Origin of the sequence: Sulfitobacter delicatus, from assembly GCF_900102535.1 — a bacterium.
In the GTDB taxonomy this organism is placed as follows: domain Bacteria; phylum Pseudomonadota; class Alphaproteobacteria; order Rhodobacterales; family Rhodobacteraceae; genus Sulfitobacter; species Sulfitobacter delicatus.
The window spans coordinates 21,415-39,391 of record NZ_FNBP01000010.1 but is presented as its reverse complement, the minus strand read 5'-3'; the positions used below and the strand labels follow the sequence as shown (position 1 = coordinate 39,391).

Here is a 17,977-nt window from a genome sequence, read left to right as displayed (position 1 = left end):
AAACCCATGTACACAGTCATCGGCGGCACGAAATCCCGCGCTTTTCGCGTCATGTGGATGCTCGAAGAACTGGGCCAGCCCTATGAGTTGAACCCGGCAGCAGCCCGCTCCGAAGAGGCGCGCAAGTTCAATCCGTCCGGCAAGATCCCCGCCTTTCTCGATGGGGATGAGGTGCTGACGGATTCCACAGCGATCATGACCTACCTCGCGGACAAACATGGCAAGCTGACCGCCCCCGCAGGCACGCCCGAGCGCGCGCGGCAGGATGCGATGACCTTTTGGCTGATCGATGAGTTCGACGCGGTGCTCTGGGCCGCCGCGAAACACAGCTTTGTCTTTCCCGAAGAGGCCCGCGTGCCCGCGATCAAGGAGAGTTTGAAGGCCGAGTTCGAACGCTCCGCTAAGGTGCTGTCAGACCGCCTCGACGGACCGTTCCTGATGGGCGACCAGATCACCTTGCCCGACCTGCTGGCGGTACACTGCATCAACTGGTCGATCGGCGCGAAATTCCCGCGCGTGGATGACAAGTTGAACCAATGGGCAAAATCCCTGCGCGAGCGGCCCGCCTTCGTCGCGGCGATGGCCAAAGAAAACGGTTAACGCCGCGCCCAATCGACAGCATGGCGGCCTGCCCAATGGCCGGTCGCCAAACAGCCGTTGATGAGATAGCCGCCCGTCGGCGCTTCCCAATCCAGCATTTCCCCGGCGACAAATACCCCCGGTATGTCGCGCAGCATCAGCCCTGTGTCGAGCGCATCTAGCCGCACACCGCCCGCCGTGGAAATCGCCTCGTCCATCGGGCGCAGCCCGGCATGGGCGATGGGAAGGGCTTTCAGCAAATCTGCCTGCGCTTTTGCATCCTGCGGCAGAGGTCGCGCCATCTCCTGCGCCAAGGCGATCTGCGCCGGACTCAGCTTGAGCCGCTTGCGCAGGTGATTGGCCTGACTGTCCTTGCCGCGCGGTTTCGCGAGACGGGCCGCAACTTCGGCATTGCTCAGATCGGGCAGCAGATCCAGCGAAAGCCCGTACCCTTCGCGCATGCCACGAGAGACAGAATAAATGCCACCGCCCTCCAGCCCTTTGGCCGAGATCACAGCCTCCCCGCGCGAGTGGTAAGGGCCGGCCGTCCAAGCCACACCTTTCAACGCCGCTCCGAAGTGCCGCGCCATATGCGACGACCAGTCTACCAGCACCCCGACGTTCGCCGGGGCGAAATCGCGCAGAGCCACACCGCGTTCAGCCAACACAGGCGCCCATGCGCCCGTCGCGCCGAGGCGCTGCCAACTGGCGCCGCCAAGGGCCAACACGGTTACATCCGCTTCAATTGTCTGGCGGCCCGCGGGCGTGTCAAAGACACGCGCATCGCCCTCCCAGCCTTGCCACTGCCAACGGGTGTTTATCTGTACGTCGCGTTCCGCCAATCGCGCCAACCATGCGCGGAGCAGCGGGGAGGCCTTCATCGCGCGGGGAAACACGCGGCCTGTGGAGCCGGTGAAGATATCTTGCCCCAAGCCTTCGGCCCAATCCTGCACGGCTTGGCTGTCGAAGGCTTCTAAGATCGGGCGCAGCGTCGGTGCGGCCTCTTCGAACGCCGCCAGAAAAGGATCGAACGGCTCTGCCTTGGTCAGGTTCAACCCCGATTTCCCGGCCATCAGGAACTTGCGGCCGATCGACGGCTTTGCTTCGCACAGAGTAACGGACAGGCCCGCGCCCGCCATGACCTCTGCCGCCATCAGCCCGGCGGGGCCGCCGCCAATGACGACAGCGCGGCTCATCTGCGGGTTTGCGGATCGAAAACGCCGCCCTCGGGCGCGCACATTTCTTTGATGCCGCTGGCGATCTCGGCAGGCGCGGCCAGCGTATCCGCCGCAAGTTCGGCCGCGTGGGACAACAGGTCATCGCCTTCGACAATCCGGTCGATCAAACCGAATGACAGCGCCTCGTCCGCCGTGATCTTTTGCCCGCCCATCAGCATGAGCTTGGTCCGCGCGGGCCCGATCAGTGCCGCCATTCGCGCGGGATCCGAGGGTTGGGGCAAGAAGCCAAGCTTCATCACCGGATAGAAGAACTTCGCCTCCGGCACAGCAATGCGCAGATCGCAGGCCAGTGCCATGCCCATCGCACCCCCGGCCAGCGTGCCGTTGAGCGCGGCGATGCTCAGCCCCGGCAAAGCCGCCACCGCGCCCGACAGCCGTTCCCAGACGTCAGACTTGGCAAGCCCGGCGCGGGCCTCTTCCAGATCGGCGCCTGCGCTGAACACTTTGCCGCGCCCGGTCAGGATCACCGCGCGGGCGGTTTGCGCGGCCTCCATGACCTCAGCCAGTTCGACCAGCATGGCGTGGGTCAGCGAGTTGGCTTTGTCAGGGCGGTTAATGGCCACTGTCCAGACGTCATCGGTGCGGTCGAGCTCGATCATATCAGGCCTACCGCCTTACGAATGTTCTCATCCCGGAGCGAGATTTCATCGCCGAGAAAGCGATCCGCTTCGGGCCCGCACATCCAAAGCAGCGCGCGCGCGGGCCAATCGGCGGGGATATGCACGTCCCAGTCCAACTGGCTCACCGGGTTCACGCCGCTGTCTTTGATATCGCGCTGCATATCCGTGGCCACGGTGCCGGGCGAAAGGCCGATGGCGCGGATACCGTGGCCGCCTTCTTCGTGGTGCAGACATTGGGTCAGCATATTGGCAGCAGCTTTGGAGGCGCAGTAGTGGCTCCATGCCTCCACAGGACCATGTGCCGCACCGGATGAAATGGTCAGCACCGAGCCGCCGCCCTGTGACTTCATCACCGGCAGCGCCGCCCGCATGCCATTGAAAACACCTGTGACGTTGATGTCGATTGCCTTGGCCCAATCCGCCGGATTGGCTTCGCCCAACAGTGAGATCGGGTCAATCACCCCGGCGTTGTTGATCAGAACATCCAGCCCGCCAAAAGCATCCTGCGTTGCTTCCACCGCTGCGGCCATTTCTTCGTAACGCGTTACATCGCAGGGAATGGCGAGGGCCTTGTCGCCCAACTCGCCAGCCAATTCGGCCAGTGCACTTTGGCTGCGTGCGAGCAAGGCAACATTCGCGCCCGCTTCAACAAAGACCCGCGCCGCAGCGGCGCCGATGCCACGGCTCGCCCCGGTTATCATGATCGTCTTGCCCGTCATATCCATCGCTCTGATCCTTCCGCCATCTTTGTACATTGCGCCCGGCCTGTGGTAATCTGCCGATGCCTCTTGGTCCAGCCTTCCATCGCTTGACCCGCTGCGGTGATTAACAGACGCTGCACGCAACCATTTGCCGTAAAGGATTTTTCCGATGTCCCGTCTTCGTTCAGCTTCCCTCTGCCTTGCCCTCCCCGCCACGCTCATCGGCCAAGCCGCTTGGGCCGATCTAACCCCCGCGCAGGTCTGGGGAGATTGGCGCCAATATATGGAGAATATGGGCTACACCATTGAGGCACAGGAGACGGCAGAGGGCGACGACCTGACCGTCAGCGATGTGACCATGCGCATGCAGATGCCTGAGGACGGTGGCGCCTTTTCGATGTCGATAGGCACGCTCAACTTTGTACAGGCCGAAGACGGCGCCGTGGACATTCGCATGCCCGAAGATATGCCGATGACCATCGACATTGCCCCGGAAAAACCCGAGGACAAGCCCGTCTCGATGGTGCTCAACTACGGGCAAACCGCCCCGCAAATGACCGCGAGCGGCACGCCAGAGGCTCTGCAATACGATTATACGGCTGAGGCAATTTCGGTAACGCTCACTGGGCTGACGGTTGACGGCGAGAGCTATGGTGAAGACCGGGCAAAGTTCAACCTGACCGGCAGTGGTGTCACTAGCCGGACGGAGATGACTGTCGGCGAGCTGCGCAGCTACTCGCAAACAGGTCAGATCGAGAACCTGCAGTATGATGTGCTGATGGACCCGCCAGACGAACCTGCGACGCTCGCGCTCAAAGGCGGATTGGCCCAGATCAGCTTTGACGGATCAGGCGAACTGCCGGTGCTTGACGCCGCAGACGACATGGCCGCGATGCTGCGCGCAGGTCTCGCTTTTCAAGGTGGCTTTAGCGCCGGAGCAGGCAACACAGATATGAAGGTATCGGACCCCGAAAACGGTGATTTCGGCCTGATCTCGACCTCCGGCGGTGCCAAGCTGAACGTCGCTATGGGGCCGGAGGGCTTGGCCTATGACGGCAGCCAGCAGGACATTGCGGTAGATGTGACCGCCGCTGAAATGCCCTTCCCGATCAAGTTCAGCATGGCGGAAACAGGCTTTAACCTGAAACTGCCGATGAAGAAGTCCGAAGAGCTTCAGGATTTTGCCTTCGGCGTCACCCTCGATCAGTTCAAAATGTCTGACATGATCTGGGGTATCTTTGACCCGACAGGGCAGTTGCCCCGCGATCCGGCGACGCTGGTGATCGATTTGACCGGCAAGGCCAAGGTGCTGTTCGACATGATGGACCCAGAAGTTGCCACCCGCATGGGGGATCAGGAACCGGGCGAACTCCATGCTTTGACTGTGAATGAAGTATCTTTGAAAGCAGCCGGTGCCGCGTTCGATGCATCGGGCGATATCACCTTCGACAATGGCGATATGGAGACCCTGCCCGGCATGCCCAAACCTGTTGGCGTGCTTGACCTGTCGCTGGTTGGCGGCGTGGCATTGATGGACAAGCTGGTTTCCATGGGGCTGCTGCCGCAAGAGCAGGCCATGGGTGCGCGGATGATGATGGGGCTCTTTGCCGTGCCTGGCGAAGGTGAGGATTCCCTGACCTCCAAGATCGAGTTCACCGAAGAGGGCGCGATCCTCGCCAATGGTCAGCGGGTCAAATAACCCGCCCGTACTCCCCGCGAACATGATTAAGCGGCGCGGCGCGATGTAAAATTTGCGCCGCCACCCTTGCCCCATCGGGGGTGGAGGGCTACCCCTCTTGGAACCCCAATCGGAGCCTATTGATGTCCAAAGCCCTTGATGCGTTGACCAAGTCCCTGTTGCAGGCCGCCACTCGTGCCGGTGCAGATGCCGCTGACGCAATGGCAATCGACGCGAGTTCGCTCTCGGTCGATGTGCGCGGCGGTGTGCTGGAACAGGCGGAACGTGCTGAGGGGACGGACATCGGTCTGCGGGTGTTTGTTGGCCATCGTTCGGCCAATGTCTCGGCCTCCGACACCTCGACGCGGACCATTGAAGAGATGGCCGAACGCGCGGTCGCCATGGCCCGCGAAGCCCCTGAAGACCCAAATGCGGGGCTCGCTGATCCCGATCAGCTGGCGGCCGATCGTTCAGCCGAGGGGCTGGAGCTTTGCGACCCTTCTGCCGAGCCTAGTCCTGAAGCATTGCAAGACGATGCCGCGCGGGCTGAAGCAGCGGCTCTGGCCGTAAAGGGTGTCAGCCAAGTGCAATCTGCAGGCGCAGGCTACGGGGCGCAGCAGATTTACCTCGCGGCGACCAACGGCTTTGAGGGCGGCTATGCCCGGAGCGAGCGCGGCCTGTCCTGCGTTGCTATCGCGGGCAGCGGGCTGGGGATGGAACGCGACTACGACGGCGACAGCCGCATCTTCCAGGCCGACCTGCGCGATGCAGAAGACATCGGCACCCGCGCTGGCGAACGCGCCCTCGCCCGGCTGGATGCACGCAAACCGCCGACCGGCAGCTACCCGGTGCTGTTCGACGAACGCATCGCCTCTTCCCTCATCGGTCATCTACTTGGCGCGATCAACGGTCAGGCCATCGCACGCGGCGCGTCTTTCCTGCGCGATGCGATGGGCGAACAGGTACTGCCCAAGGGTCTGTCGCTGATCGAAGACCCCCGTCGCGTCCGCGCTACCGGCTCGCGCCCCTTTGATGCCGAAGGCCTGCCGACAACGCGCCGGGCGATTGTTGAAGATGGCATCTTGCAAGGCTGGACGCTCGACCTCGCAACCGCGCGCAAACTTGACCGCGCGCCGACAGCGAACGCCGCCCGCGGCACAAGTTCTGGCCCGCAGCCGTCGAACTGGAATATCGCGCTGACCCAAGGCACGGCCAGCCGTGACGACCTGATCCGGGACATGGGAACCGGGTTGCTGGTCACCTCCATGATCGGCAGCACGATTAACCCTAATACCGGCGACTACTCGCGCGGAGCCTCGGGCCTGTGGATTGAAAATGGTGAGATCACCCACGCAATCAACGAATGTACGATCGCTGGCAACCTGCGGGACATGCTGTTGAACCTGACGCCCGCGAATGACGCACGCACGCATCTTAGCCGCGTGGTCCCGTCGCTGCTGGTCCCGGGAATGACCCTTGCCGGCGCCTGAGCACGACCTCGCCCTGCTGATCGACGCCGCGCGGCAGGCGGGCGCTATCGCGTGCCGCTATGTTGGCGCTACGGCAAAACGCTGGGACAAACCTGATAACGCCGGTCCGGTGACCGAAGCCGATCTGGCGGTCAATGACCTGCTATTGAGGGAACTGCGCGGCGCGCGTCCGGACTATGGTTGGCTGTCTGAGGAAACCGAAGACAACGCCGACCGGCTCTCGCAGGACCGGGTTTTCATTGTCGATCCGATCGACGGCACCCGCAGCTTTGTTGCGGGCGAGGACACGTGGGCCCATTCCTTGGCTGTTGCAGAGGCAGGCGAGGTGACGGCGGCGGTGGTCTACCTTCCCATGCGCGACATGCTCTATGCGGCGAGCCGGGGCGGTGGCGCCACGTTGAACGGCGCGCCGATCCGCAGCTCGGCTCTGACCGATTTGGGGGAAGCCACCGTCCTCGCTGCCCGTCCTGCGCTGGTGGCTGAACGCTGGCATGGGGGCGAGCCGCCAGTCTTCAAACGCAGCTACCGCCCTTCGCTCGCCTACCGCATGGCGCTGGTGGCTGATGCCTCTTTCGACGCGATGATCACCCTGCGACGCACCTGGGAATGGGACATCGCCGCAGGCACGTTAATCGTGAACGAAGCCGGCGGCACCTGCACCACCACCAAGGGCGGGCCGGTACGCTTCAACAACCCCGATCCGCGCATTGACGGCATCGTTGCAGGCGGCCCGGCGATACAGGCCGCATTGATCGACGCCCTTGCGTGACGGGCCTCATCTGCTAGGCAAAGACAGCAGCACCGCAGCTTTGACAGATCAAAGGACAGCCCAATGACCCAACGCTTGCACCTTGTTTTCGGTGGCGAACTTGTCGACCCGACCAAGAATGCGTTCAAGAATGTGGACGACATTCGTGTCGTCGGCATCTTCCCCGATTACGCCAGCGCCTATGATGCGTGGAAATCCGAAGCGCATCGCACTGTGGACAACGCCCATATGCGCTATTTCATCGCGCATCTGCACCGTCTGCGCGATGAGGAAAAGCCTGCCTCCCCCACCGAAGAGCTGGGCTAAATCACCATGGCGCCACGGTCGCTCGGGCTGACGGCCTATCGTGCGCTTGTGCGGCGCGGCGGCGCAGAGCCTGCCGCGTCTTACCCCACGCGCCCGAACGGCGAGCTTGTCTGGTTGCACGCCGCCGAGCCGGGCAATGCCTTGGCCGTGCTCGACCTTGCCAAGCGTCTGATGACCATGCGCGACCGCCTGTCGGTGGTGATCACCCTGCCCGAGCGCGCGGCCCCTTCCGACCCGCCCCCTTGCACTGCCGACAATATCTTCATCACACGCGTCCCCGGCGAACACCCGGACAACGTCGATGCCTTCCTGTCTCACTGGCAGCCAAATTTCTGTATCTGGACGTGGGGCGGGTTGCGTCCCAATCTGGTTCTGGACACCGCTGAGCGTCGCTGTCCCATGGTGATGATTGACGCAGATACCGCTGGGTTTGATGGTCGACGCGACCGCTGGCTGCCTGATCTCACGCGCAGGCTGCTAGGGTCATTCGAGTTGACGCTGGCCCGTTCGGACGCCGCTCTGCGCCGCTTGGTGCAACTTGGCCTGCCTCGGGAACGGGGGGAGGTGACCTCCCCACTGCTTGCAGGGGGCCAAGCGTTGAACTGCGCCGATTCCGACCTTGTTGATATGTCCGCCGCACTTGGCGGGCGCCCGGTCTGGTACGCGAACCAAATTCTGCCCGAAGAGATTTCCGTCGTGCTCGGCGCACATCGGCAAGCGCTTCGCCTATCGCATAGGCTTCTGCTGATCCTGCACACTCATGACTATGCCACTGCCGAAGAAGCGCTTGAGCGGGCAAAGGCACGTGGTTTCAATGCAATTAGATGGGGCGAAGACCCCTACCCCGATGAGACCACACAAGTGATGGTCGCAGATGATCCGGGCGACCGGGGGCTGTTCTTCCGGGTGGCGCCGGTTTCCTTCCTCGGCTCGTCCCTGGTGGCCGGTCACGGCGGTTGTGACCCGTTTGAGGCCGCGGCCCTCGGCTCTGCGGTGCTTTATGGGCCAAAGGTCCGACACTACCTGCCGTCATACGGGCGGCTGGCCAATGCCGGTGCGGCGCGGATCGTGAATGATGCAGGCGCGCTTGGCAATGCGGTGTCGCGGCTGATCGCACCGGATCAAGCCGCTGCCATGGCGCATGCGGGGTGGGACGTAATCAGCGAGGGTGCCGCCTTGGCAGACAGAGTGATCGACCACGTGCAGGACCGGCTCGACGATCTGGCGGGAGCAGCCTGATGCGCGCACCTGATTTCTGGGACCAACCCCGGCCCGACTGGCGGGCGCGCTTGCTGCAACCGTTAGGCGCGCTCTATGCGCAGGCCACCTCGCGGCGGTTGGCAAGCGGTTTGCCGGAGCGCTTGGCCGTGCCGGTCGTCTGTGTGGGCAACATCAACGCCGGTGGCACAGGCAAGACCCCGACAGTGATGGCGGTGGTGCAGCATCTGCAAGCACGCGGTCACGGCCCGCATGTGGTGTCGCGCGGCTATGGGGGTTCTCTGGCGGGGCCGGTTCAGGTCGACCCTATCAAGCACACCGCTGAGGATGTGGGCGATGAACCCCTGTTGCTGGCAGCCTTCACCGATGTCTGGGTCGCACGGGATCGCGCGGCTGGAGCGCGCGCGGCAGCGGCTGCGGGGGCCAGTGTGGTGGTGCTCGACGACGGGTTCCAGAACCCCGCCTTGGCGCAAGATCTGAGCATTGTCGTGGTGGATGCCGTCAAAGGCTTTGGCAACGGCCTCTGCCTCCCTGCCGGACCGCTGCGCGAGCCGGTGGCGACCGGGTTGGCGCGTGCAGACGTACTGTTGTCCATAGGAGACGGGACCGCGCAGGAGCGCTTCGCCGCTGGCCTGCCGAAGTTTGCCCTGCCCCATGTGCGCGCCGAACTAACGCCACTGCAGACCGGTATGGATTGGTCGGATTCTCAAGTGCTTGCGTTTGCCGGGATCGGCCACCCGGAAAAGTTCTTTGACACCCTCCGCGGCCTTGGTGCCACGATCCTGCATGCCGAAGCCCTGGAGGATCACCAGCCGCTGACGTCGCGGCTGATGCTGAGGCTGGAGGCCGAAGCGGCGATGCGGGGGGCGCAGTTGGTCACCACCGAAAAAGACGCGGTGCGCCTGCCTCTGGATTTCCGCGCCAAGGTCCTCACCCTGCCGGTGCGCCTTTCCCTGCCCGAAGGCAATGCGCTGCATGCGGCGCTGGACAGGCTGCCACCACCCTAGGCGTCGTTGTCTTCGCCCAGTTTGGGCGCGGGACGGTGCAGAGCAAGCTCGGCCCCCGAAAAGGTAAAGGGCGAGCGCAAGCCCGGCACACCGTCCAACTCGATCTTCATGCCGCGCGCCTGCACCTGCGGGTCGGCGATCATATCGGCCATGTCGTTGATCGGCCCGGCGGGCACGCCATGCGCCTCGCAGGCGGCGAGCAGATCATCACGGTTGCGCAGGCAGGTGGCCCCGGTCAAGCGACGGATCATCTCAGGTCGGTTGGCGACACGGTCAGCATTTTTCAGATACTCCGGCGCAGTGGCCATGTCGTCGAGCCCGAGCAACTGGCACAGCCGTTGGTATTGGCCGTCATTGCCCGTCGCGATGATGAGATGCCCGTCGGCGCATTCAAACACCTCATAGGGCGTGAGGTTTGGATGCGCATTTCCCATGCGCGTCGGTGCTTTGCCGGTGGTCAGATAGTTCATCGCCTGATTGCCGGTGATCGCCACGGCGCAATCGAGCAGCGCCATGTCGATATGCTGGCCAACGCCACTGTTGTGGCGCTGGTGCACTGCCGCCAGAATCGCGGTGCTGGCATAGATGCCGGTGAAGATATCGGTGATCGCCATGCCGGATTTCTGCGGCTGGCCATCCGGCTCGCCGGTGATCGACATCAGACCGGACATGCCTTGGATGATAAAATCATAGCCCGCACGATGCGCATAAGGCCCGGTCTGGCCGAATCCTGTGATGGAGCAATAGATCAGCTTGGGGAACTGCGGCGCGAGACTGGCGTAGTCGAGCCCATATTTCGCCAAACCGCCGGTCTTGAAATTCTCGATCAGGATATCGGCATCGGCCAAGAGTTCCTTGACCTTAGCCTGCCCCTCTTCGGTTCGAAAATCGACGGTGACCGAGGCTTTGCCCCGGTTGGTCGAATGGAAGTAGGAGGCAGTCACATCCTCGTCGCGGGTGACAAAGGGCGGCCCCCATTGGCGGGTATCATCCCCCGCCGGGCTTTCCACCTTGATCACCTCGCAGCCGAGGTCCGAGAGTGTCTGACCGGCCCAAGGGCCGGCCAGAACGCGGGCCAGTTCAACAACTTTCAGCCCTGCAAGCGGCGCGCTCATTAGCCCGCCAGCGCGTCGTCGAGGAGTTCCTTCATGTCCGCATAGGACATGTTGGAGTGCTTTTCGCCGTCGATGACAAAGCTCGGCGTGCTGGAGATATCGTCGGTCTCCGCGTTCTCGGTGTACCATGCGACCAGCGCTTCGGCCTTTGCGCCGTCTTTCAGGCATTCATCCAAAGCTTCATTGTCGAGACCCGCGAGACGACCGATCTTGCGCAGCTCGTCAACGATCGCAGCCGGCTCACCGGCGCGGGTCCATTCGCTTTGCGACTTGTAGATCAGATCGGCGATGCCAAAGAACTTCTCTTGCCCGCCGCAGCGCGCAACCATCGATGCCCAGAGGCCGTAGCGGTCGAAATAGACTTCGCGGTAGATGAACTTCACCTTGCCGCTGTCGATGTAATCGGCCTTTAGCTTTTTAAAGACTTCGTTGTGGAAGGTTGCGCAATGCGGGCAGGTGAACGAGGCGTATTCGATCATCGTCACTGGCGCGTTTTCGTCCCCCATAACCATCTCAGTGATGCCCGACGTATCCACATCGCCCTCAGTCGTTTGCGCGTTGGCGGCACCAACCATTGGGGTTAGCGACGTGCTGCCAAGAGGGGAGCTGCCGAAAGTGTTCGCAGCATACCAGCCACCAACGCCGAGCGCGGCAAGGCCGCCAAGAATTACAGTTCTGCGGTTCATAGAGTGTTCCTTTGTCATTTTCGTCAGCTTTAGGTGGTTAGCTTTGGTTCTTGTTCAATACATTCTCGCCCAGACGTGCAAGGGCTTCGCGCAATCCTTCGTCAGCCACGGGCCGGGCGGCTTCGGCGGCCTGCCGTTGCAGTTCCGGGCTCGGGGCGGCTTTTTCGGCTTTGGGTTTGTGCTGAAAGGCCACCTGCCCTTCGGCAAAGCCGCTTGACGCTGTCTGGGTAATTCGCACCCGCGCAATGGCGCTGTAGCCGTAGACCGAGTTCACCCGTTCGCGCAGTTGCTCCTTTTGCATCTCCAGCATCGGCGCATTGGCCCCGTTGGTGAGCAGGGTCAGCGTGGCGCCCATCCCGTCTTTGCGGCCATAGCTCACCTCAACAGGGCGCGAGATCGCCGCTGTGGCGTCGCCAACAATCTCAGCCCAATGTGTCAACAGGCGGGACTGCGCAAAGCCACGGGTTTCGCTCGCCTTGCGAATTTGCCCCGACAACAGACTGTCGGTGCGTTTGAACCCTTTTGTACTGGTACGGCGTGGCGGCATGACTATGTTTCCCGAATGTCTCAACCTACATAACAATTTGCCCCTGCGTAACCAGCCCTCAGCGCCCGGAAAGGCCATAAACATTGTGTGAAAACCGATCTGTCAGCGACCTGCCGCCGATCTTGCTAGACTGGTACGACACCCACGCTCGCGCCTTGCCGTGGCGTGTGTCACCAGCCGAGCGCAAGGCAGGCGTGATGCCGGACCCCTACCGCATCTGGTTGAGCGAAGTCATGTTGCAGCAGACTACGGTGGCGACGGTGAAAGACTATTTCGCCCGTTTCACCGCCCGCTGGCCCGATGTGGCAGCGCTGGCGGCGGCAGAGGATGCCGATGTGATGGCCGAATGGGCGGGCCTTGGCTACTACGCCCGCGCCCGCAATCTGCTGAAATGCGCGCGGACGGTGGTGGCGGAGCATGGCAGCACCTTCCCGGCGAACCATGACGCGCTGCTCAAACTGCCGGGGATCGGACCTTATACGGCGGCGGCGATCTCCTCCATCGCGTTTGACCTGCCGCATGCGGTGCTGGACGGCAATGTCGAGCGGGTGATGGCGCGGGTCTATGACATTCACACGTTTCTGCCCGCGGCGAAGCCTGAATTGATGGCCCGCGCTGCTGCCCTCACGCCGCAGGACCGCCCCGGAGATTACGCCCAAGCAGTGATGGATCTGGGCGCCACGATCTGCACGCCGAAGTCCCCCGCCTGCGGCATCTGCCCATGGCGCGACCCTTGCCTTGCGCGGGCAGAAGAAACAGCAGCGGTGCTGCCAAAGAAGACCCCGAAGAAGCCGAAACCGATCCGCCACGGCACCGTCTATCTCGCGCAGCGTGAGGACGGCGCTTGGCTGCTAGAGACGCGGCCAGACAAGGGGCTGCTTGGCGGTATGCTTGGCTGGCCGGGATCTGACTGGATCGACACAACAGAGCCGCGCCCCGAAGGCAGGCCACCCCTCGCAGCGGATTGGCAGCCCCTGCCCGGCGAGGTGCGCCATACTTTCACGCATTTTCACCTGATGCTGACGGTCCAGCATGCGCGCGTCGGCCACAACGTCTCGCCCGAGGCCGGAGAGTTTATCGGCCAAAACCAGTTCAGCCCCAGCGATCTGCCCACCGTGATGCGCAAGGCGTTTGACCTCACCCGCTAGCGCGGCGTCAGGCTTTGTGCCCCCGACGTTCTGCGGTATATCTGTCGCGAAACAGTGAGGGAACTCATGGCCAACCGCATCATCGCCCCGCAAGACCTTGCCCGCCTGAGCCGCGCCCTGCCGTTTTGGCTGTCGCTCTTGCTGATCCCGCTGGCGTGGTTCTGCGCTACGCAAGGCGGCTGGACCATTGCGCTGCTGCCGCTGGTGACGTGGTATCTGTTTTCCCTCCTCGACGCGGTGCTGGGTCTGAACCTCGACAATGCGGACCTAGAGGCGACTGAGGCTGACCTCTACTGGTACCGCCTCGTCACGCTGATCTGGGCGCCGTTGCAGTTCCTCACCGTCTTCGGTCTGATTTACTATGCCACCCGCGCCGGACATTTGGGCACGGCAGAGCGCATCATTCTGTTCTTCGGCGTCGGCGTCATCACAGGCACGATTGGCATCAACTACAGCCACGAATTGATGCACCAGCGGAACAAGACCGAACGCTTCCTCGCCGATTTTCTGCTCGGCATGGTGATGTATTCCCACTTCCGCTCCGAGCATTTGCTGGTCCATCACCGCCATGTCGGCACGCCACGAGACACGGTCACGGCGCGCTATAACGAAGGGTTTCACCGTTTCTACCCGCGTGTGCTGCTGGAATCGCTAACTTCGGCCTTCCATGCCGAGAAAAACATGCTGGCCCGTAAACGCCTGCCTTGGACCGATCCAAGCAACCCGTTCTTCAAATACTGTGCGATGCAGTCCGCCTTTCTCCTGCTCGCGCTGCTGCTCGGCGGTTGGAGCGGGCTGGGCCTGTTTCTCGTCCAAGCCGGTGTCGCGATCTGGCAGTTGGAACTGGTCAATTACATCGAACACTACGGGCTGACGCGCAAACATTTGGGCGGTGGCAAATATGAGCATGTCCAGCCGCGCCATTCGTGGAACGCGTCACATAAGGCGTCGAACTGGCTGCTGATTAACCTGCAACGTCATTCCGATCACCATTACAAGCCGGACCGCCGCTTTCCGGTGCTGCAAACCTACGGCGCCAGCGACGCGCCGCAGTTGCCTTATGGCTATCCGGTGATGACCATGGCGGCGATGGTGCCCCCGCTCTGGCGGCGCATCATGAACCCCCGCGTGCGCAAATGGCGCGAGATGTACTACCCCGAGATCACCGACTGGAAAGCCTACAACAAGGCCAGCAATCCGTTACCGCGCCTCTGACCGCCGCAACGCTCTGTTAAACCTTCCCTGTCATACCCTCCCCCGGGCGTGACCAGTGGAGTGGTATAGATGCAGCAACAGACAATAACCCCGAAGGCGGGCCGTGATGGCACCTGCCTGATCGTGGAAGACAGTGAGTTCGACCGCGAGAAACTGCGCCGCATCCTCGCGCGGGCTTACGGGGGCATGCGGATCGAATTCGCCCCGAGTATTGAGGCGGCGCGTCGGGCGTTGGAAAGCGGAGACAAAGCGCTGATCCTGCTCGACAACAATCTGCCCGACGGGCTGGGCGCGAATTTCGCGCTGGAACTGGCATGCGATGACCGCCACGCCGAGACGCCGGTGATCATGGTCAGCGACTGGCCCTCGCCCTTTATGTGGGAAAAGGCGGCCTCGGCTGGGGTGCTCTACGTGGTCAATAAATCCGAGTTCGACGCCCGCTATATCGAAGCGGCGCTACGGCAGTTCAAAGGCCGTAAACGGCGAGTTAACTAACCTCTGCTTTCGCGCCTGTATACGCCGCCCGACCATAGAGGACAGGCGGCGCATGACGTTACGCCTTGGTGGCTGAAATCATCACCATCATCGGGCGTTCCATCTCCTCGGCCAGCTCTGGCGCGGCGTCGATCTGCTCAGCCGTCGGCGCGAATTCCTCAATTCGGCGCAGGGCAAAGCCCGCATCGATCAGCGTATTGAGCGTGGTTGCCAAGGTCCGGTGGTGTTTCACGACGCCTTCGGTGAACCAATCAGTGCGGCGTAGACCTTCTTTGGAATAGCCGTTGACCGGCCAGGTCTTGCGGCCATCCTCGTCTTGCGTCCACTTGGGATGCGCGGCGGCCATGAAAATCGGGTGCTCAATGGTGAAAACCAAATCCCCGCTAGGCGTCAGTGCTCGGTGGAGCATATTCATCAACCGCTGAAAATCCTCCACATAGTGAAACGTCAGCGCGCTGTAGATCAGATCAAAGGACGCCTCCGACAACTCAAGCCTGTCTAAATCAGCGATCTGATAGGTGACGCCCTCGTCTTCGGTATCAGCGCGCGCTCGGTCGATCATGTTTTGCGACAGATCGAGGCCAAGGACGGAATCCGCCCCCTGCTCGCGGAACCAGCGCGCGGCCCAGCCGAACCCGCAGCCGAGGTCGGCCACATCCTTGCCCGTCAGATCAGGAAGCAATGCCCGGATCGCGGGCCATTCCGGCGCGCCCTCCAGCCCTTTCACTTGCCGAGGAAGCTGGCTGTAGCCAGCGAAGAAGTCCGGATCGTCGTAGATATTCTGTGCCATAGTGGTCTCCAAAAATTTAAGGGAGGACGAGGCACATTCTCACGCCAAAAACCTCGTCCAAAAGGGCGAGGCCAAGAGCGAAATCAGCGTGTTTAGGTCGCGTGATCGTCGTCCCGGCATCCCGCCAATGCAATTCCGCCGGTGAAGGGGTAGGACTGAGGGCCATCGGCTGCCCGTGGGGTGGCGATCGCATCGGTGATCCGTCCCACTTTATGGTTCAGCGCTTACGCGACCTTTAAGACTTCCGCCCAGCCTCACCAAATCGCCAGCCCGCCGGGACGGGCAGGCGATGGCCCGGCGCCTGCGGCTTGATTCCGGGCTTGGTGGCGTCTTTCTCAACCATGCAGCCTGCATCGCTGGAAGCGGCAGCGATGTCAACTTTGCCGCCACCGCCGAGTGTCCCAACAAAAAAACCCCGCCAGAGGGCGGGGTCAAGGTAGGCACCCGTGTAGGTGCCCCCCACGCAGGGGGGCCACGGGTGCCGGCGGTGTTCGATTGTCGGGAATGGATCAGTTGGCCATTTCGGCCCTGATCTGCTGACGCAGAATGTCGATGGGGACATTCTTGCCGTCTTTCTTGTAGCACCAGTAGGTCCAGCCGTTGCAGCTTGGCGCTTTCTCATAAGCGGCGCCCACCTGATGGATCGACCCTTTGACATCACTGCCGATCAGGGTGCCATCGGCACGGACCTTGGCCTTGTGGCGGCCATTCATGGAATAGAGGTTCTCGCCCGGACGCAGCATGCCACGCTCGACCAACTGGCCAAAGGGCACACGCGGCTCGGCACGTTTTGAGGTCGTGGTTTGCAGCGCTTCGTTGTCGAATTTACGCACCATAGCGATGCGCTTTTCGGCGACCTTGCGATAGGCTTCTTCACGCTCGATCCCGATGAAATCACGGCCCAACATCTTGGCGACAGCGCCGGTGGTGCCGGTGCCAAAGAACGGGTCAAGGATCACATCGCCGGGGTTGGTCGAGCCAACCAAAACGCGGTGCAGCAGGCTTTCGGGCTTTTGCGTCGGATGCGCCTTATCGCCCGCATCGTCTTTCAGCCGCTCGTGGCCGGTGCAGATCGGCAGCACCCAATCGCTGCGCATCTGGATGCCTTCGTTCAGCGCCTTAAGCGCTTCGTAGTTAAAGGTGTATTTGCTGTTTTCGCTCTTACCGGCCCAGATCATCGTCTCATGGGCGTTGGTGAAACGCTTGCCGCGGAAGTTCGGCATGGGGTTGGACTTGCGCCACACCACATCGTTGAGGATCCAGAACCCCTGATCCTGCAAAGCGGCACCAACACGGAAGATATTGTGGTAGCTGCCGATCACCCAGATCGCGCCATCGGGCTTTAGCAAACGCCGCGCGGCCTTGAGCCATGCGCGGGTGAAATCGTCATAGGCTTTGAAGCTCGCGAACTGGTCCCACTCGTCGTCAACTGCGTCGACTTTGGAGTTGTCGGGGCGATGAAGATCGCCGCGCAATTGCAGGTTATAGGGGGGATCCGCGAAGATCAGGTCGACGGACTCCGCCGGAAGGGCGTTCATTGCCTCAATGCAATCGCCCGCAATAATAGTGTTCAAGGGAAGCGCCTCAGCGCCCTTTGTCATCGTTTTCATATCTCTGCCTCTGCCCTGGCGCTTATGCGCTCTGTGGTTGGGTACAGAATGAGTCATGGACGATTCGTGGTCAATTTCTTTTTTGAATCAATCAGTTAAGAAATTGTCTTGATACAAGATATTGTGTACCGGTTTGAACAAACGTCTATGGTGTGGGGTCACCCCAAGATTTTGAAGCGCGGCGATGTGGCTTTTTGATCCATAGCCCATATTGGTTTCCCAGCCATAGCCAGGATGCTGTTGCGCCAAGTCCACCATGAGGGTATCTCGCGCCGTTTTGGCCACGATAGAGGCAGCGGAAATCGACAGACAGCGGGCGTCACCCTTCACCACAGGTTGCGCTGGAAGCGTCAGATCGCGGGGCAGCATGTTACCGTCGATGAGCGCGTAATCCACCGCGCAAGACAATCCAGCGAGGGCACGGGTCATCGCTAGATGGCTGGCACGCAGGATATTGTGCTCTTCGATCTCCTCGACAGTGGCATGCGCCACGCAGACCACCGCAACTTCCATGATCTCATCGCAAAGCCGCTGCCGTGCGCGGGCGGTCAGCTTCTTTGAATCGTTCAGCCCTTCGGGGATGCGGTCTTCGGTAAAGACAACGGCGGCAGCGGTAACCGGGCCGGCCAGCGGGCCGCGGCCTACTTCGTCAACTCCGGCGATGGTGCCAAAGCCCTGCGCCAAAGCGCTGCGTTCGAATTCATAGTCCGGAATCATGGGATCGGTGAAACCGCAAGGCGCATGGCGATGCAATAGAAAAGAGAA

At 62.0% G+C, this 17,977-nt stretch carries 19 protein-coding genes; 10 read left to right on the top strand and 9 right to left on the bottom strand.

Annotation, left to right across the window (positions count from 1 at the left end; genetic code table 11):
- Positions 1 to 6: 6 nt before the first annotated feature.
- Complete coding sequence (locus BLS57_RS15400; protein WP_093743608.1) at positions 7 to 600, top strand: glutathione S-transferase family protein; 594 nt, start codon at positions 7 to 9, stop codon at positions 598 to 600.
- Here the strand turns inward: BLS57_RS15400 and BLS57_RS15395 are convergent.
- The 3 genes from BLS57_RS15395 to BLS57_RS15385 are packed head-to-tail and all read right to left on the bottom strand — an operon-like array spanning position 597 to position 3,162.
- Positions 597 to 1,775, bottom strand: a complete 1,179-nt coding sequence (locus tag BLS57_RS15395; RefSeq protein ID WP_093743607.1) for a TIGR03862 family flavoprotein — start codon at positions 1,773 to 1,775, stop codon at positions 597 to 599. The two genes, BLS57_RS15400 and BLS57_RS15395, sit on opposite strands and share 4 nt — an antisense overlap.
- Positions 1,772 to 2,416 (bottom strand): enoyl-CoA hydratase/isomerase family protein, encoded by a 645-nt coding sequence (locus tag BLS57_RS15390; RefSeq protein ID WP_093743606.1) that lies wholly within the window; start codon positions 2,414 to 2,416, stop codon positions 1,772 to 1,774. The genes BLS57_RS15395 and BLS57_RS15390 overlap by 4 nt, the downstream gene beginning before the upstream one ends.
- On the bottom strand, positions 2,413 to 3,162 hold the full coding sequence (locus BLS57_RS15385; RefSeq protein ID WP_093743605.1) for an SDR family oxidoreductase: 750 nt from the start codon (positions 3,160 to 3,162) through the stop codon (positions 2,413 to 2,415). Before BLS57_RS15385 ends, BLS57_RS15390 begins: the two co-directional genes overlap by 4 nt.
- 145 nt (positions 3,163 to 3,307) lie before the next feature.
- On the opposite strand from BLS57_RS15385, the gene BLS57_RS15380 reads away from it, so the two are divergent.
- The 6 genes from BLS57_RS15380 to lpxK all read left to right on the top strand — a co-directional run bounded on the left by BLS57_RS15380 (position 3,308) and on the right by lpxK (position 9,606).
- Positions 3,308 to 4,837: a hypothetical protein gene (locus tag BLS57_RS15380; protein ID WP_093743604.1), complete on the top strand. Its 1,530-nt coding sequence runs from the start codon at positions 3,308 to 3,310 to the stop codon at positions 4,835 to 4,837.
- Between the two features lie 122 nt (positions 4,838 to 4,959).
- The gene (locus BLS57_RS15375; RefSeq protein WP_093743603.1) at positions 4,960 to 6,306 is read left to right on the top strand and encodes a TldD/PmbA family protein; all 1,347 of its coding nucleotides are present in this window, start codon (positions 4,960 to 4,962) and stop codon (positions 6,304 to 6,306) included.
- Positions 6,293 to 7,075 (top strand): 3'(2'),5'-bisphosphate nucleotidase CysQ, encoded by a 783-nt coding sequence (locus tag BLS57_RS15370; protein WP_093743602.1) that lies wholly within the window; start codon positions 6,293 to 6,295, stop codon positions 7,073 to 7,075. Before BLS57_RS15375 ends, BLS57_RS15370 begins: the two co-directional genes overlap by 14 nt.
- 63 nt (positions 7,076 to 7,138) lie before the next feature.
- The gene (locus BLS57_RS15365; RefSeq protein ID WP_093743601.1) at positions 7,139 to 7,381 is read left to right on the top strand and encodes a DUF4170 domain-containing protein; all 243 of its coding nucleotides are present in this window, start codon (positions 7,139 to 7,141) and stop codon (positions 7,379 to 7,381) included.
- Between the two features lie 6 nt (positions 7,382 to 7,387).
- Positions 7,388 to 8,620: a 3-deoxy-D-manno-octulosonic acid transferase gene (locus tag BLS57_RS15360; protein WP_093743600.1), complete on the top strand. Its 1,233-nt coding sequence runs from the start codon at positions 7,388 to 7,390 to the stop codon at positions 8,618 to 8,620.
- Positions 8,620 to 9,606, top strand: coding sequence for a tetraacyldisaccharide 4'-kinase (lpxK, locus tag BLS57_RS15355; protein WP_208597586.1), 987 nt, complete (start codon positions 8,620 to 8,622; stop codon positions 9,604 to 9,606). The genes BLS57_RS15360 and lpxK overlap by 1 nt, the downstream gene beginning before the upstream one ends.
- Here the strand turns inward: lpxK and BLS57_RS15350 are convergent.
- From BLS57_RS15350 to BLS57_RS15340, 3 genes are read right to left on the bottom strand one after another with little or no spacing between them, the layout of a single operon-like run.
- Complete coding sequence (locus BLS57_RS15350; protein WP_093743599.1) at positions 9,603 to 10,721, bottom strand: CaiB/BaiF CoA transferase family protein; 1,119 nt, start codon at positions 10,719 to 10,721, stop codon at positions 9,603 to 9,605. The genes lpxK and BLS57_RS15350 overlap by 4 nt on opposite strands.
- Positions 10,721 to 11,407 carry a DsbA family protein gene (locus BLS57_RS15345; protein WP_093743598.1) on the bottom strand — a complete coding sequence of 229 codons (687 nt, stop codon included), beginning with the start codon at positions 11,405 to 11,407 and terminating at the stop codon, positions 10,721 to 10,723. Before BLS57_RS15345 ends, BLS57_RS15350 begins: the two co-directional genes overlap by 1 nt.
- 37 nt (positions 11,408 to 11,444) lie before the next feature.
- Positions 11,445 to 11,954: a DUF721 domain-containing protein gene (locus BLS57_RS15340; RefSeq protein ID WP_093743597.1), complete on the bottom strand. Its 510-nt coding sequence runs from the start codon at positions 11,952 to 11,954 to the stop codon at positions 11,445 to 11,447.
- An 83-nt stretch (positions 11,955 to 12,037) separates the two neighbouring features.
- Here BLS57_RS15340 and BLS57_RS15335 point away from each other — a divergent pair, with 83 nt between their 5' ends.
- From BLS57_RS15335 to BLS57_RS15325, 3 genes are all read left to right on the top strand, one after another.
- Complete coding sequence (locus BLS57_RS15335) at positions 12,038 to 13,102, top strand: A/G-specific adenine glycosylase (protein ID WP_093743596.1); 1,065 nt, start codon at positions 12,038 to 12,040, stop codon at positions 13,100 to 13,102.
- Positions 13,103 to 13,168: 66 nt separating this feature from the next.
- Entirely contained in the window at positions 13,169 to 14,317 is a 1,149-nt protein-coding gene (locus BLS57_RS15330; RefSeq protein ID WP_093743595.1) for an alkane 1-monooxygenase, read from the top strand.
- Positions 14,318 to 14,386: 69 nt separating this feature from the next.
- On the top strand, positions 14,387 to 14,812 hold the full coding sequence (locus tag BLS57_RS15325; RefSeq protein WP_093743594.1) for a response regulator: 426 nt from the start codon (positions 14,387 to 14,389) through the stop codon (positions 14,810 to 14,812).
- A 58-nt stretch (positions 14,813 to 14,870) separates the two neighbouring features.
- Here BLS57_RS15325 and BLS57_RS15320 read toward each other — a convergent pair whose 3' ends face one another.
- From BLS57_RS15320 to BLS57_RS15305, 3 genes are all read right to left on the bottom strand, one after another.
- A complete protein-coding gene (locus BLS57_RS15320) occupies positions 14,871 to 15,602 on the bottom strand; it encodes a class I SAM-dependent methyltransferase (RefSeq protein WP_093743593.1) in 732 nt (243 codons plus the stop codon).
- A 509-nt stretch (positions 15,603 to 16,111) separates the two neighbouring features.
- A complete protein-coding gene (locus tag BLS57_RS15310; RefSeq protein WP_093743591.1) occupies positions 16,112 to 17,212 on the bottom strand; it encodes a site-specific DNA-methyltransferase in 1,101 nt (366 codons plus the stop codon).
- Positions 17,213 to 17,299: 87 nt separating this feature from the next.
- The gene (locus BLS57_RS15305; protein ID WP_093743691.1) at positions 17,300 to 17,929 is read right to left on the bottom strand and encodes a ribonuclease HII; all 630 of its coding nucleotides are present in this window, start codon (positions 17,927 to 17,929) and stop codon (positions 17,300 to 17,302) included.
- Between the last annotated feature and the right edge of the window lie 48 nt (positions 17,930 to 17,977).

Excerpts from the sequence above, each read along its gene's own strand:
- BLS57_RS15330 (WP_093743595.1), top strand. The coding sequence starts at position 13,169 with ATGGCCAACCGCATCATCGCCCCGCAAGACCTTGCCCGCCTGAGCCGC.
- BLS57_RS15365 (WP_093743601.1), top strand. The coding sequence starts at position 7,139 with ATGACCCAACGCTTGCACCTTGTTTTCGGTGGCGAACTTGTCGACCCG.
- BLS57_RS15375 (WP_093743603.1), top strand. The coding sequence starts at position 4,960 with ATGTCCAAAGCCCTTGATGCGTTGACCAAGTCCCTGTTGCAGGCCGCC.
- lpxK (WP_208597586.1), top strand. The coding sequence starts at position 8,620 with ATGCGCGCACCTGATTTCTGGGACCAACCCCGGCCCGACTGGCGGGCG.
- BLS57_RS15345 (WP_093743598.1), bottom strand. The coding sequence starts at position 11,407 with ATGAACCGCAGAACTGTAATTCTTGGCGGCCTTGCCGCGCTCGGCGTT.
- BLS57_RS15390 (WP_093743606.1), bottom strand. The coding sequence starts at position 2,416 with ATGATCGAGCTCGACCGCACCGATGACGTCTGGACAGTGGCCATTAAC.
- BLS57_RS15325 (WP_093743594.1), top strand. The coding sequence starts at position 14,387 with ATGCAGCAACAGACAATAACCCCGAAGGCGGGCCGTGATGGCACCTGC.
- BLS57_RS15380 (WP_093743604.1), top strand. The coding sequence starts at position 3,308 with ATGTCCCGTCTTCGTTCAGCTTCCCTCTGCCTTGCCCTCCCCGCCACG.
- BLS57_RS15350 (WP_093743599.1), bottom strand. The coding sequence starts at position 10,721 with ATGAGCGCGCCGCTTGCAGGGCTGAAAGTTGTTGAACTGGCCCGCGTT.
- BLS57_RS15310 (WP_093743591.1), bottom strand. The coding sequence starts at position 17,212 with ATGAAAACGATGACAAAGGGCGCTGAGGCGCTTCCCTTGAACACTATT.
- BLS57_RS15360 (WP_093743600.1), top strand. The coding sequence starts at position 7,388 with ATGGCGCCACGGTCGCTCGGGCTGACGGCCTATCGTGCGCTTGTGCGG.
- BLS57_RS15305 (WP_093743691.1), bottom strand. The coding sequence starts at position 17,929 with ATGATTCCGGACTATGAATTCGAACGCAGCGCTTTGGCGCAGGGCTTT.
- BLS57_RS15395 (WP_093743607.1), bottom strand. The coding sequence starts at position 1,775 with ATGAGCCGCGCTGTCGTCATTGGCGGCGGCCCCGCCGGGCTGATGGCG.
- BLS57_RS15320 (WP_093743593.1), bottom strand. The coding sequence starts at position 15,602 with ATGGCACAGAATATCTACGACGATCCGGACTTCTTCGCTGGCTACAGC.
- BLS57_RS15385 (WP_093743605.1), bottom strand. The coding sequence starts at position 3,162 with ATGGATATGACGGGCAAGACGATCATGATAACCGGGGCGAGCCGTGGC.
- BLS57_RS15400 (WP_093743608.1), top strand. The coding sequence starts at position 7 with ATGTACACAGTCATCGGCGGCACGAAATCCCGCGCTTTTCGCGTCATG.
- BLS57_RS15340 (WP_093743597.1), bottom strand. The coding sequence starts at position 11,954 with ATGCCGCCACGCCGTACCAGTACAAAAGGGTTCAAACGCACCGACAGT.